At 66.8% G+C, this 13,450-nt stretch carries 14 protein-coding genes; 5 read left to right on the top strand and 9 right to left on the bottom strand.

What is annotated here, in order from left to right:
- Nucleotides 1–111 precede the first annotated feature (111 nt).
- On the bottom strand, nt 112–1,365 hold the full coding sequence (locus BCY78_RS00765) for an N-acetylmuramoyl-L-alanine amidase (protein ID WP_225294874.1): 1,254 nt from the start codon (nt 1,363–1,365) through the stop codon (nt 112–114).
- A gap of 200 nt (nt 1,366–1,565) precedes the next feature.
- Here BCY78_RS00765 and BCY78_RS00760 point away from each other — a divergent pair, with 200 nt between their 5' ends.
- Both BCY78_RS00760 and BCY78_RS00755 read left to right on the top strand, forming a co-directional pair.
- Nucleotides 1,566–2,348 (top strand): DsbA family protein, encoded by a 783-nt coding sequence (locus BCY78_RS00760; RefSeq protein ID WP_068296424.1) that lies wholly within the window; start codon nt 1,566–1,568, stop codon nt 2,346–2,348.
- Between the two features lie 297 nt (nt 2,349–2,645).
- The gene (locus BCY78_RS00755; RefSeq protein WP_068296421.1) at nt 2,646–3,608 is read left to right on the top strand and encodes a hypothetical protein; all 963 of its coding nucleotides are present in this window, start codon (nt 2,646–2,648) and stop codon (nt 3,606–3,608) included.
- Between the two features lie 72 nt (nt 3,609–3,680).
- Here BCY78_RS00755 and infC read toward each other — a convergent pair whose 3' ends face one another.
- Nucleotides 3,681–4,220: a translation initiation factor IF-3 gene (gene infC / locus BCY78_RS26160; RefSeq protein ID WP_068297611.1), complete on the bottom strand. Its 540-nt coding sequence runs from the start codon at nt 4,218–4,220 to the stop codon at nt 3,681–3,683.
- A 291-nt stretch (nt 4,221–4,511) separates the two neighbouring features.
- On the opposite strand from infC, the gene BCY78_RS00745 reads away from it, so the two are divergent.
- Nucleotides 4,512–5,675 (top strand): hypothetical protein, encoded by a 1,164-nt coding sequence (locus BCY78_RS00745; RefSeq protein WP_068296418.1) that lies wholly within the window; start codon nt 4,512–4,514, stop codon nt 5,673–5,675.
- A 79-nt stretch (nt 5,676–5,754) separates the two neighbouring features.
- On the opposite strand, the gene BCY78_RS00740 is transcribed toward BCY78_RS00745, so the two are convergent.
- The 4 genes from BCY78_RS00740 to BCY78_RS00725 all read right to left on the bottom strand — a co-directional run bounded on the left by BCY78_RS00740 (nt 5,755) and on the right by BCY78_RS00725 (nt 9,565).
- Complete coding sequence (locus BCY78_RS00740) at nt 5,755–6,174, bottom strand: hypothetical protein (protein WP_068296415.1); 420 nt, start codon at nt 6,172–6,174, stop codon at nt 5,755–5,757.
- Between the two features lie 324 nt (nt 6,175–6,498).
- Nucleotides 6,499–7,320, bottom strand: coding sequence for a ferredoxin--NADP reductase (locus BCY78_RS00735; protein ID WP_068296412.1), 822 nt, complete (start codon nt 7,318–7,320; stop codon nt 6,499–6,501).
- A gap of 140 nt (nt 7,321–7,460) precedes the next feature.
- The gene (locus BCY78_RS00730; RefSeq protein ID WP_083194741.1) at nt 7,461–7,886 is read right to left on the bottom strand and encodes a DUF934 domain-containing protein; all 426 of its coding nucleotides are present in this window, start codon (nt 7,884–7,886) and stop codon (nt 7,461–7,463) included.
- Between the two features lie 68 nt (nt 7,887–7,954).
- Nucleotides 7,955–9,565, bottom strand: coding sequence for a GMC family oxidoreductase (locus tag BCY78_RS00725; RefSeq protein WP_068296409.1), 1,611 nt, complete (start codon nt 9,563–9,565; stop codon nt 7,955–7,957).
- Between the two features lie 119 nt (nt 9,566–9,684).
- Here BCY78_RS00725 and BCY78_RS00720 point away from each other — a divergent pair, with 119 nt between their 5' ends.
- Nucleotides 9,685–10,149, top strand: coding sequence for an Lrp/AsnC family transcriptional regulator (locus BCY78_RS00720; protein WP_068296406.1), 465 nt, complete (start codon nt 9,685–9,687; stop codon nt 10,147–10,149).
- Nucleotides 10,150–10,359: 210 nt separating this feature from the next.
- On the opposite strand, the gene BCY78_RS00715 is transcribed toward BCY78_RS00720, so the two are convergent.
- Nucleotides 10,360–10,932 (bottom strand): biotin transporter BioY, encoded by a 573-nt coding sequence (locus BCY78_RS00715; RefSeq protein WP_068296403.1) that lies wholly within the window; start codon nt 10,930–10,932, stop codon nt 10,360–10,362.
- Between the two features lie 240 nt (nt 10,933–11,172).
- Between BCY78_RS00715 and BCY78_RS00710 the strand changes: the two genes are divergently transcribed.
- Nucleotides 11,173–11,886 (top strand): SDR family oxidoreductase, encoded by a 714-nt coding sequence (locus BCY78_RS00710; protein WP_068297606.1) that lies wholly within the window; start codon nt 11,173–11,175, stop codon nt 11,884–11,886.
- A gap of 71 nt (nt 11,887–11,957) precedes the next feature.
- Here BCY78_RS00710 and BCY78_RS00705 read toward each other — a convergent pair whose 3' ends face one another.
- Together BCY78_RS00705 and BCY78_RS00700 are read right to left on the bottom strand one after the other, a co-directional pair.
- Nucleotides 11,958–12,371, bottom strand: coding sequence for a peptidase S1 (locus BCY78_RS00705; protein WP_139103048.1), 414 nt, complete (start codon nt 12,369–12,371; stop codon nt 11,958–11,960).
- 535 nt (nt 12,372–12,906) lie between these two features.
- Complete coding sequence (locus BCY78_RS00700; protein WP_068297602.1) at nt 12,907–13,383, bottom strand: hypothetical protein; 477 nt, start codon at nt 13,381–13,383, stop codon at nt 12,907–12,909.
- Nucleotides 13,384–13,450: the final 67 nt, after the last annotated feature.

Raw genomic sequence — 13,450 nt, 5'->3', positions numbered from 1 at the left:
ATCTGGAAAGACGCAGGCTTGAGGCCGCGCCGTTGCGCCCTGCTCTATACGCAGATGCCGCGCGGGTCAAAACACATAGACCGTCGCGCACGGCGTTCTGATCGCGGCCGTTCATCGCAGGCGCAGCGCCTGTTGGGCGGCCTCGGCTTCGACCCAGGCGTCGATACCGGCGACGACCGCGCGCTCCATCTGCACCCGCCAGCGACGGTCACGCAGCCGGGCGCGGTCCTGCTCGGAGGACAGAAAGCCCAGCTCCAGCAGAGCCGAGGGAACGGAGGGCGATTTCAGCACGGAAAACGCCGCCTGTTGCCACGGGTGGCGATGCATCCGCAGCTCGGCCCCGTCAATGGCCGCAACGAGGGTGCGCGCCAGCCGGTCCGTCGCCGGGCGCGTCTCGGCCCGGGCTAGGTCCATCAGAACCGTGGCCACGGCATCGTCGGTGCCGCTGAGATCCACGCCACCACCCATCAGGTCATCGCGATCATGACGCTCGGCCAAGGCCGCCGACGCCGCGTCCGAGGCCGCCGCCGCCAGCGTATACAGGGTCGCGCCGACCGCCTGCCCATCCTCCAGCGAATCCGTGTGGATGGAGAGGAACAGGTCCGCATTGGCCTCATGCGCAACGGTGATGCGGTTCTCCAACGAGAGGAAGCTGTCGTCCTCACGGGTCAGCACGACCTCGTAGCGGCCCGTGCGGTGCAGGGTCTCAGCGAGCTCACGCGCGAAGGTCAGGGTGATGTCGGCCTCGCGCAGTTCTTCATGTGTGGCGCCGGGATCCACGCCCCCATGGCCGGGGTCCAGAACCACACGGGTCGGGCGCTGGCCCAAGGGCAACCGCGTGGCGCCCCCGTGCAGAACACCCTCCCCCGGCACACCATCGGTGGCGGCCAGAGCGGTCGCCTGTTCGGCGAAGGCGGCATCGGTCAGGGGCGAGAGGGACAGGGTCAGTTGCGCGGCCCCGGTCTCAGGGTTGGTGGCCATGCCGGCTTGCGAGAAGCCCATCGGGCGGTCCAGCTCGATTACCAGCCGGGTCCAGCCGCCGCCCGCGTTGCCGACCCGCAGCGCCGTGGCGGCGCCCTGCAGGGGAACGGTCGCGGGGTCCATGTCGCCCCAGTCCAGCGTGCGGAAATCGACGACGGCGCGCGGCGGGTCGGCCAGAAGGCGTGTGCGCCACGGCACCGCCTGGTTCAGCGGCACGCTGACCGAGAGGCTGCGCCACCCGGCTTCCAGCGTCACCGGCCCTGCCAGCCGTGCCATGCCGCCCAATTCCTGCGCCGAGGCGGCCAGCGGGGCCAGCATCGCCAGCAACACCGCGATCAAGACCGCTCCGATCCCCGTCATCGCCGGGGCGCCATTCCGCCGCATGCCTGTCTCCGCCCTATGTCTGGTGGTTGCCCCCTTCCTAGCGCGAAAGGCGGCGCGGGAAAATCCCCGCGTGCAGCCCCGTCGCCCCGCCCGGCCTTCACGTTTGGGTCAGGGATTGGGCCGGGGGTCGGAACGGGGGTTGTGCTGACCGCAGCGGACGCGCAATCTTCCGCCGACCTGTCATTCGAGGAGCCCGCCGCATGGTTCGCCTGCCCCTGATCGCCACCAGCTTCGCCATCGGCCTGTCCGCCCTTGCCCTTCCCGCGCTGGCCCAGACCTCCAGCCCCGAAGTGTCCTCGGCCATGACGGATGCCGACCGCGACGCCCTGCGCGGCGAGATCCGGGCCTACCTCCTGGACCATCCCGAGGTGATCTTCGAGGCCGTCGCCGAATACGAGCGTCGCCAGCAGACCGCGCAGGCCGACATGGATCTGGCACTGGTGCAGATCAACGCCGAGGACATCTTCCGCGACGGCCATTCCTGGGTCGCCGGCAACCCCGAGGGCGACATCACCCTCGTCGAGTTCATGGATTACCGCTGCGGCTATTGCCGTCGCGCCCAGCCGGCGGTCGAGGAGTTGATCGGCACCGATGGCAACATCCGCCTGATCGTCAAGGAATTCCCGATCCTCGGCCCGCAATCCGAGATCATGAGCCGCTTCGCCGTGGCCGTGCAGCAAGTCGGCGGCGATGAGCCCTATGAGAGCGTCCACAACGCCCTGATGGCTTGGGAAGGTGACGTGACCCCTGACGATCTGCGCGCCATCGCAAGTGATCTGTCGCTCGACGCCGATGCCGTGCTGGCGGCGATGAACGGCGACGAGGTGACCGCGGTGCTGCAGGCCAACCACGCGCTGGCGGAGCGTCTGCAGATCTCGGGCACGCCGACCTTCATCATGGGCGCGGGCGACGAGGGCGAGATGATGCGGGGCTACCTGCCGCTCGATCAGATGCAGGCGGCGGTCTCGCGGCTGCGCGGCTGACCGATCCTTCTCAGGCTGAAAGAGACGCGCGGGCGCTGCACAAAAAAGTTGCGCCCCGCGTCCGGCTTCCCCAGACTGCCCCCAACGTCCAACGCCACCGAGTCGGCCTTGGCCGGTACGGGCTCGCCCCGTTGCCGCCGGTCTGCTGTCCGCAAGGCAGAGTCCAAGGGCGCGTTTTTGCCTGTTTCACACTGTCCGCGCCACTCGATCGACGTTTCTGCCGTGCCCCTTAGCCCTTCCGACGGCCACTCGCGCCGCCTTCTTCCTTCCCTGACGCGGCTTGCCGCCTGCGCGCTGTTGGCCCTGGGCCTCGGCCTGCCCGCGGCCAGCGCCGACGCGCCCCCGCCCCTGCCCGGCGCCGACCGTCCCGCCTTCCAGGAAGCCCTCGACCTGTGGCTGCAGGACGACGAGGCGCAGGCCCTGCCCGCCTTGGCCGAACTTGCCGAACGCGGAAATGCCGCCGCGCGGCTGCTGTTGGCGCAGATCGACAAGATCCCCTCGCTGCAAGGCCCGTATCTGGCGCAGATGCCCCGCGCCGAGCGGATCGCCCTGCTGCGGGCGCCGGGCGGCCTGTCCGGGCGCAGCTGGATCGCCGAGATCGAGGATGTCGCCGTCGCAGATGCCTGGCGCGCGCTGCATTGGCCCGATGCCCGGCCCGAACTGATGGCCCGCTTCGACGCCCTGGGCGAGCCTCGCGCCGCGCGCACGACGATGGTGGTGCTGGCCGCGCGCGAACATGAGGGGCTGCGCGACCTCCCCCTCGATGAGGCTGACCCGGAGCTGCTGTACCTGCTGTGGCGCAGTGCCGGCCCCGATCGCCGGGCCGAGATCGCCGCGCGCGTCCCCGCCGGCCATCCGCAGCGCCAGTTGATGGGCGAGGCCACGGATGCCCGCGACCTCGACCGCTGGCTGCACCAAAGCGCCGCCGCTGCCCCGTTGGTCGCCTTGTGCAACACGCTTTGCCCCGAGGATGGCGAGGCCGGCACCTGCCTCGGCGCGGCCTATCAGGCGCTTGGCAGCCATGATGCGCTGCTGACCATCGGCACCCCGTCCGAAGCGCTGGTCGATCAGGACCGCTTCCTTGCCAGCCCGCGCGGTCAGGCCAGCGTGATGCGCCGGATCCTGCTGGGCACAACGATGCGCGGCCGCCGTCTGATGCTGGCGCGGGTCGAGGGGCAATCCGCCTGCCTCGCCGCCGGTCTGTCAGCCGAGGCCGACCGCCACCGACGGGTGATCCCCGGCGTGACGCCCCGGCCCTGAGCGCCTCCGCAGTACGGAAACGCAAAACGCCGCCCCTCGGGGCGGCGTTTTGTCAGGCCAAAGGAGACGCGCTCACTTCGGGCCGATCATCATCACCATCTGGCGACCTTCGAGCTTCGGCATGTTCTCGATCTTGCCGATCTCCTGCACATCGGCAGCCACGCGGTTGAGCAATTCCATGCCCAGCTGCTGGTGCGCCATCTCACGGCCCTTGAAGCGCAGGGTCACCTTGACCTTGTCACCTTCGCCGAGGAACTTCTGAACCGACCGCATCTTCACGTCATAATCATGCGTGTCGGTGCCCGGACGGAACTTGATTTCCTTGATCTCGATGGTCTTCTGCTTCTTGCGCGCTTCGGCTTCGCGTTTCTGCTGTTCGTATTTGAACTTGCCGAAATCCATGATCTTGCAGACCGGCGGGGTCGCGTTCGGCGAGATCTCGACCAGATCAAGACCGGCTTCCGCAGCCATGGCCATGGCCCGAGCCGGCGGAACGACGCCGACGTTTTCGCCATCCGCACCGATGAGGCGGATTTCAGTCGCGCGGATACGGTCGTTTACACGGGGACCGGTGTCGCGGCTGGGCGGAGCGTTGTGGGGTCTGCGAGCTATGGTGCAATTCCTTCTGTAGGTAAGACGCGCGGAAAAATAGTCGTGTGGCCGCTGGGTTGCAAGGGCAGACTCGGCCCCGGCGCGCCTTGGACGGCGGCTTTCAGCGGGCGGGAGCGGCAAAACAGCCTTCCGGCGTGGTCTGGAGGGAGAAGTGGGGCATTTTGGCGCCGGATCAAGGGGGCGAGGATTTCCGCGCAACGCCTCAACGGCCTTCATGCGGCAGTGCCGCATTGCCTTTGCCCCATCGCGATGCAACATTTTACGAGAATCGTCTTCACCCAGGAGAGCTCCATGAAAAAGATCCTGATCATCGCCGCCATCGTCTTCGCCGCGGGGCTGGGCATCTTCCTGTCCAAGGAGCGCCCGGTGCAGCAGGCCGCCGTCACCACGCCCGAGCCCGCCGGCGAGGCCATCGCTGAAGCCACGCCTGTGACGCCCGACGTCGAGGCCCCCGAAACCCCGACCCCGTTGGAAACCGCCGCGGATGCGGTGAATGACGCGGTCAGCGACGCCGTCGACGCCGCGGGCGAGATGGCCAACGACGCCGGCGCCGCGATCCAGCAAGCCGTCGAGGACGCCGCCACCTCGGCCGGGTCGATGGCTGACACCGCGACCGAGGCCGCGCAGGACGCTGCCACCTCCACCTCGGAGGCCGTCGCCAATGGCGCCGCGGCGCTGCAGCAAGGCGCTTCGGAGGCCCTGACGACCGCCCAGCAAGCCGCGAGCGAAGGCCTGGCCCAAATGTCTGACCTTGGGGACGAAGCCGTCGCCGCAGCGGGTGATGCCGTTGATGCCACCGGTGCAGCCGTCTCCGATGTGGCGAGCGAAGCCGCCGATGTGACCTCGGAAGTCGCCGCTGATGTCGTCGATAGCGGCGAGGAAGCCGCAGCGGTCGCGACCGAGACGGCCGAGGCCGTCGAGTCAGGCGCCGAAGCTGTCGCCACGGACACCGCTCGCATGACCGAGGATGCCGCCGAGGCGACCGGGACCGTCGCCGAGGAGACCACCGAAGAGGTTGCCGAAGCGACGACCGAAAGCGCCGAGGCCGTGACCGAAGCGACCGAGGAAGCCACCGAGGCCCCCGCCACCGCAGCACCGATGACCACCGCGTCGACCGCGGTCACGACCGAAGAGGCCGTCACCGAAGACGCCACGAGCGAAACCACCGCCGAGGTCGCCACGACGGACGAAGCACCGGCAGAAGCCGCTGCCGCTTCGGAAGCCGTTGCCTCGGGCGAGCTGGCCACCCCGGCGGTTCCGGCGACGGAAGCAGAACTCGCGACGCTGTTCTCGACCGAGGGCTTTGACGCCGCGCGCGCGACGGCCGCCGTTGAGGCCTCGACCCTCAGCGACGAGGACAAGGCCACCGCCCTCGCCCGCCTCGCCGACGCCGAAGCGGACGCTGCTCTGCTGCCGGAAGTGCTGGAAGAAATCCGCGAGATGATGGGCCTCTGACCCCCATCCCGACCGGAAATGAGAACGGGCGGCGCTTCCTGCGCCGCCCGTTTCCGTTTGAGACCTTTGCCCTGCCGCGTCAGCTATCGGACAGGATCAACCCGCGCCATTTCTCGATCTCATGCGAGAAATGCTCCTGCGTCATCGTCTTGATCTGCGCGAGCCCCGCCTCGTCGATGGCCTTCCAGTCGTAGCTGATGGAAATCCACGAGGCCTCGTCCCCGCGCGGGGTGCAGGTCATGCTGACGCGCGCGAACATCACCCCCGGTGAAAGGCGCAGGAACCGGGCTTCGCCTTCCGGGTTCCACAGGATGCAGGTCCACCAGACCGTATCGTCATGCGTCGAGAAGACCATCCCGGTCCGGGTCTCGCCGCGCGGCGGGTCGATGTAACGCGGGTTCCAGCCGGGAACCCAGATCTCCTGTCCTTTCGGGGTGAAGAGCACCATCGCCTCGCTCGGCGGGAACGGCAGCTCGAACTCATGGGTGAAAATGGACATTCTGTAGTCTCCGGTCACAGTCGGGCCGTCGAAAGCTGGTCCTGTCGCACCGGACGCCCGGCATACACGCGCTCCACAGCTCTCAATCGCGCCCAAAGCGCATGCCTATGAATACGTGTGGGAACTGAAACTGGACCAACCCCCGAAATCACAGGGTAAACACAGAAACAACGCAGCCAAAAACAGCCGCATGAACAGCGCAAGTCCTTGAAACTTGGTACTATCTTAACGGTCCTCAGGGCCAGCGCCAGTCAAAAATTCGCAAGAAAATGCCTCGCCGGGGGGCCCGACGAGGCATCCATTAACCTTGATACGTCGTAGATGTCAGATTCCGTCGCCGACGAAGGCTTTTTCTACAACATATTCCAGCGGTTCCGAATTCGCGCCCTCGCGCAGGCCGAACCCCTCCAGCACCGCCTTCACATCGACGTTGAACGCGAGCGAGCCGCACACCATCGCCCGGTCTTCGGCCGGGTTCATCGGCGGGATGCCCAGATCCTCGAACACCTTGCCCGAGGTCAGATTGTCGGTGATCCGCCCTTTGTGGTGGAAGTCTTCCCGGGTGGTGGTCGGGTAGTACAGAAGCTTGCCCTCGACCATCTCGCCGATCAGGGGATCGTTCTGCAGGTCTTCCACCAGCTTGCGGCCGTATTCCAGCTCGTCGACGGTGCGGCAGGTGTGCATCATCACCACCTGCTCGAATTTCTCATAGGTCTCGGGGTCGCGCATCAGCGAGGCGAAGGGCGCAATCCCGGTGCCGGTGGCCAGAAACCACACGCGTTTGCCGGGCAAAAGCGCGTCATGCACCAGCGTGCCGACGGGCTTGGGCCGCAGGATGATCTCGTCGCCCACCTCGATGTGCTGCAACTTCGAGGTCAGCGGACCGTCCGGCACCTTGATCGAATAGAACTCCAGTTCCTCATCCCAATTCGGCGAGGCGATGGAATAGGCGCGCAGCAGGGGTTTGCCGTTCTCGCCCATCAGGCCGATCATGACGAACTCGCCCGAGCGGAAGCGCAGGCTTTGCGGACGGGTCACCCGGAACGAGAACAAGCGGTCCGTCCAATGCGTGACCTGCGTGACACTCTGCGCGTCGGGCAGCGTCTTGACGGGCGGCACCGGGGTCGGGCTGGCGGCGTCGGACATGGAAAACCTCTTCGATACGGGTGATGTCGCGGTTCTAGGACGTCCCGCGCCCAAGGAAAAGCCCTGCGCCCGGCTTCAAGGCGCCGTTGCGGCCACGCGACGCATGCCCTGCCGGGTTTTCGCGCAGGACTGCGCCCGTGTCAGGCGCGCCGTAACGGGTGCCAGCCGGCTTCGTTGCGCCAGTGCTCCTCGGGCTGGCGCCGGGCCTGGTGCGGGTCCAGTTCCACCTCATCAAAGCCTGCCCGCCGCAGCAGCGTATAGGCTCGCGCCAGCACGGCCCCATGCGCCCTGAGCCGCCCCTGAAAACCGCCGTCGCGCAGATCCCGCGCGAGGTCGAAGGCCGCCAGATCACCGAAGTCGCGCAGGCGGATGCGGATCAGACCGCACTCGGGCATCAGGTGAAACAGCCGCGCCTTGTCGCGCGCCGAAAGTGCCGGGTTGGCCAGATCGACCCCGCTCCCCTCAGGCGCATTCGACATGGCCGCCAGAGGCGCATAGCCGCGAAGCCAATCCTCAGGTCCAAAGCCCTGATCCGTCACCAGAACCGTCATGGTGTCCTCCGTCATCGTCGCGCCCTGTCAGCCTGCGCCCGGACAGGAGCCGCGACCATGATACGGATCAAACCGCCACTGGATCAGTGCGCCAGAATGCGCTCGGCTCCGATCCAGCCCATCAGCATGGCCGGCGCGTTGGTATTGCCGCCGATCAGCGTCGGGAAGGCCGAGGCGTCACAAACCCGCAAGTTCTCAATCCCGCGCAGACGCAGATCGGCATCCAACACGCTCGTCGCCGGGTCCGACCCCATCCGCACTGTGCAGGACGGGTGGAACACGGTCCCCGAGCGCGTGCGGAAGTCGTCGATCAGCGCCTCGTCCGTGGCGATTTGCGGCCCGGGGCGAAGCTCTTCGGCGATGAGATCGGCCATCGGCGTCTGTGCAGCGATGCGGCGGATGAATTTCACCGCGGCCAGCATCTCGTCGACATCCTGATTGGTCGAGAAGGCGTTGGCGAAGATGCGCGGCGCGGCAAAGGGATCGGGCGAGGCCAGCTCCAGATGGCCGCGGCTGGTCGGGCGGCAGTTGGACAGGCCGATGGAGAGCCCCGGGAAGGGATCGGGGCTGAGGATGGGCCGCTCATCCGCGCGGGGGATCAGGGTCGAGAAGGCCTGAAAATACAGCTGCATATTGGGCCGATCCAGCGCCGGATCGGTCTTGAAGAACCCGCCGCCGTGGTTGATCGAGACCGACAACGGCCCCTTGCCTGTCAGCAGATACTGCATGCCGACCAGCATCTTGCCCCACCACGGACGCAGGATGTCGTTCATCGTCAGCACGTTCATGCGGTAGGTGTAGTTGATGCCCTGATGGTCGTTCAGGTGTTGGCCGATATTGGGCTGATCCAGCGCAACCTCGATCCCCTGCCCGGCCAGCATCGCACCCGGCCCGATGCCCGAGAGCATGAGCAGCTGCGGCGTGTTGATCGCCCCACCCGCCAGAATGACCTCGCCGGCCCGTGCCTGCAGGGTCTTGCCGCGCCATTGGTACTCAACCCCCACGGCACGACGGCCCTCCAGCAGAACGCGCGTGACCATGGCTCGTGTGCGCACCGCGACCCGCCCGGTCTTCATCGCCGGCCGCAGGAACGCCCGCGCGGCGGAGTTGCGGCGCCCGCCCTTGATCGTCAGCTGGTAGATGCCGCTGCCCTCCTGCACGGGCCCGTTGAAATCCGGGTTATAGGGCAGACCGGCCGCTTCACAGGCGGCGATATAGGGCTTCACCAGCGGATGCGCCGGCTCCTGCCCCGAGCGGATATGCAGCGGCCCGCCCTGCCCGCGATAGGCATCGGCACCATCCGCATTGTCCTCGATCGCGCGGTAAGCGGCGCGCGCGGCCTCGGCGCCCCAATGGCTGGAGCCGCTGACCTGCTGCCAATCGTCGTAGTCGCTGTCGTGCCCGCGGATCCAGACCATGGCGTTGATCGAGGACGACCCGCCCAGCACCTTGCCCCGCGGCCAGTAATCCTGCGCGCCGTTGAGGCCGGGATCGGGCTCGGTCTTGTAGGCCCAGTTGACGGCCTTGTCGTAGAACAGCTTGCCGTAGCCCAAAGGCATGTGGACGAAGAACCGCCGGTCCGTGCCGCCGGCCTCCAGCACCAGCACGCGTTTGCCGGCCTCGGCCAGCCGAGAGGCCAGAACCGACCCCGCGCTGCCCGAGCCGACGATCAGGTAATCGAACGTGCCGTCCATGCGTCTCTCCACTCCTGCGACCGACACTGAGACGTCATGCGGGCCCGGCCCGCAAGGGGGTCGATGCTGGACGCTGGCTTGACGCGGCGATAGAAACGAGGGGGACCGGAGGAATGCCCATGAACCGACCCGAGCTGGACCCGCTCGACCGAAAGATCCTCAAGGAATTGCAGGAGGATGCCAGCCAATCGCTGGACGATATCGCGCGCAAGGTCGGCTCGTCGAAAACGCCTGTATGGAACCGCATCCGCAAGATGCGCGAACAGGGGGTGATCGGGCGGCAGACGGTGATCCTCGACGCCGAATCGCTGGGGTTGGAGGCGTGCTTCTTCGTGCTGATCCGCACCTCCGAGCACGAGCCCGATTGGCAGGACCGCTTCCTGTCCACTTTGCGTCAGCGCCCCGAGGTGTTGGAGGCGCATCGGCTGGCCGGCGATATCGACTATATCCTGAAGGTTCGGGTCCCCAATGCGCGGGCCTATGACACCTTCTACCAAGCGCTGATCCGTGAGGTTAAGATCCACAACGTGACCGCGCTTCTGTCGATGGAAGAGATCAAGTCGACCACCATCCTGCCTGTGTGAGGGACGCAGAAGAAAGGGGGCTGTCTGCCCCCTCGCCCTTCGGGCTCACCCCCGAGGATATTTTCGGAGCAAAGATGCACGGGCGCGATCTGCCCCTGTGATGTCCGCGCAGGGGGCGTCCCGTTTCATCCGCAGACGGCGCCCGCGCGCAAAGGATAACCCCCGGACGCCGTGGCATCCGGGGGCAGATTTCATCGGTGATCGGGTGGATCAGCCGCGGCGCGACGACAGCGCGGTCCAGGCGCCGGTCACGGCGAGGGCGGCGATGGCGATCTTGACCGCGTCGCCCAGCAGGAACGGGGTCATGCCGGCAGCGATGGCGCCGTTCAGGTCAAGGCCGGTGGCCATGTCCAGCCACAGGACGCCCGGAACGTACAGCGCGACCGACGCAATCAGGCCGGCAATTGCGGTGCCGATGACACCGCGGGCCATGCCACGCTCGGCCAGGAAGCCGGCGACGAAGGCCATGGCGACGAAGCCGAACAGGAAGCCACCCGTCGGGCCCATCAGGATCGGCAGGCCAGCGGCGCCACCGGCGAAGACCGGCAGGCCCATCGCGCCTTCGACGAGGTAGGCGATGACGGCGGCCGCACCGAGGCGCGAGCCGGCGGTCAGGCCGACCATCAGCACGGCCAGCGTCTGCAGCGACATCGGCACGGGCAGCATCGGCACGCTGACCTGCGCACCCAGCGCGATCACGGCCGAACCACCGAGGACGGCAAGCGCCTTGACCAGCAGCGAGCGCGCGCCGACCGAGGCCTGAAGAAGGGTTTGCTGGGCCATGAGAGCCTCCCTGAGCGTTAAGCGAGTTTCAGCGTTTATCCTGTGGCCGTGCCGCCGGGTCAAGCCGCGCGATGCGTTCCGGGCAGTTTTCCACCGCGCGACTTTGCAAAGCGTAACGGCTGCAAATCGAAAAACTTAGCAAGCGGGCCCTGCCGCGAATCCGGGCGATCCAGAGGGCCCGCAGCCCTGCGTCGGCGAGCCGCCTTGCCTTGGATCGGACCGGGTGGCATGCAGCCTGTCATGACCCAGACGCCTCACACCCCCGAATCAGCCGCGCCCGCGCAACGCATCGCCCTCGTCACCGGGGCCTCCCGCGGACTTGGCGCCGCGATGGCCGAGGCCCTCGGGGCAGCCGGTTGGCATGTCGTTGCCGTCGCCCGGACCACCGGTGCGCTGGAAGAGCTGGACGATCGCATTCAGGCGGCCGGCGGCTCGGCCACCTTGGTACCGGTCGATATCAACAACGACGACGCGATGCGGCAGATCTGCCTGTCGATCCATCAGCGCTGGGGCAAGGTGGATCTTTGGGTACACACCGCCATCCATGTCCCGCCCCTGTCGCCCGCTGGCCATATCGCCGCCAAGGACTGGGACAAGACGCTCGCCACGACCCTGCGCGCAACGGGTTCGCTGATCCCGATGATCGAGCCGCTGCTGCGCGCCTCGGGCAACGGCACCGCGATGTTCTTCGACGACGGCAGCTGGCACGAGGGTGACGGCGTTGCCAAGTTCTTCGGTGCCTACGGCGCGGCCAAGGCCGGTCAGATCGCCCTCGCCCGCGCCTGGCAGGCCGAGAATGCCGCGCTGGGGGCCGACAAGGCGCCGCGCATCCTGATCGAGACCCCGGCGCCGATGCCGACTGCCACGCGGGGTCGCTTCTTCCCGGGCGAAGATCGCGAGACGCTCACGTCCTGCGCTGACGAGGCCGCGCGGCTTCTGGCCCTGCTGGACTGAGCGCGCTTTCATCCTCGCACGAAAAAGGCCGGGCAGATGCCCGGCCTTTCCGTTTCGAGCTTGCGCTGCGATCAGCGGGTCTCGGTCACGTAGACGGTGGTGTTCTGCACGCGCGAGCGGTTGAACGTGCCGATCCAGACGTCGTACTGGCCCGAGGCCGGGCTGGGGAAGCGGATCGCCGGGTCCAGACCGTCGGTGTCGTCGTTGCAATACCAGTTGCCGTTGGGCGCGTTCACCAGCAGCATCGTGTCGCCGTTGGCGCGCACGTAGAAAGTCAGCGGGAAGCTGCCGGCCTGATAGTGCAGGCGGAAGTCGGGGGCGTTCGCGAACCAGCCGCCACCCGGGCAACCGGCCAGCGGGTCCACATGGATGTCGCCACCGGCGCGGCCAGTCGCCGAACGCGGGTCGTTCGAAAAGCCGGCGCTCAGGTTGAACGAGCCATAGGACGGGGCGAGGTTGTAGTTCTGGGCTTCAGCAGCGGTCACGGAAAAAGCGGCACAAGTCACAACGGCTGCCAGAGCGGTCTTGATCGAACCAATCATTGAGGTCTCCAGTTCAGTTCGTGTTTCAGGTCTCGACGCGGGGACGCCGGCAGGGCGCTACCGACGCTCCGAGAGTGGAAGAACCCAGACCTGCAGGCACTGAAAAACACTCGCCGGAATGGCGATTAACATATGTTTATCAATGTCTTGCAGCCCCTGCCCGGGCATCCCTCGGAGTTGCGGCCTTTTGGCCTCTGCGCCCCCTCATTTCCAGTGACACTTTGGTAGCGACGCGGTTTTCCTTCAGATTGTGAAGTATCTGCTCATCTGCTGGGCAATGACTCGCAAGACGGAAACTCGTTGCGTAGACAACAAGCATTTCACCCGAGAAATTGACGTAGCGGCAGGATTTAAGGTCAGGAATCAGCGCGAGAATCAGCCGCGAATCACGCCGAATCACGTCATCCGATCAGAACGCAAAAAGGCCGGGCAATGCCCGGCCTCCGTTCTCACACTCGGCTGTTTCGCCGCTGGGTGTTCAGCGCTCGCTGATGAAGATCGTCGTGTTGTGGACGCGCGAGCGGTTATAGGTGCCCGCCCAGATGTCATACTGGCCCGAACGCGGGTTCGAGAAGCGGATCAGCGGGTCCAGACCGTTGAAGTCATCGTTGCAGAACCACTGCCCCGAGGGGTCATTGACCAACAGCATCGTGTCGCCCGGTGCGCTGGCGTAGATGGTCAGCGGGTAGCCGCCGGCGCGGTAATGCAGACGCCAATCCGGCGCGTTGGCGAACCAGCCACCACCGGGGCAACCGCCGCCGCCACCGAAATGCGAGTCACCACCAGCCCGCAGCGTGCGCGAGCGGGGATCCGGCAGGAAGCCCGCGTTCAGCGTGATCGAGCCGTAGGACGGGCGCAGGTTGTAGTTCTGGGCATCGGCCTGCCCGGCGCTGACTGCGGACACCCCGGCAACGGCCAGAGCAGCGGCGAAAGCGATCTTCAATTGCTTCAGCATCGTGATCTCCATGTGTTCAAAATCGATTATCCGGTCCCCCCGAAAGACGCTCCCCCTTGGTGGTCCG

Source organism: Pararhodobacter sp. CCB-MM2 (assembly GCF_001691415.1).
In the GTDB taxonomy this organism is placed as follows: domain Bacteria; phylum Pseudomonadota; class Alphaproteobacteria; order Rhodobacterales; family Rhodobacteraceae; genus Pararhodobacter.
The sequence above is the reverse complement of the archived record's forward strand: the minus strand, read 5'-3'. Positions and strand labels throughout refer to the sequence as shown.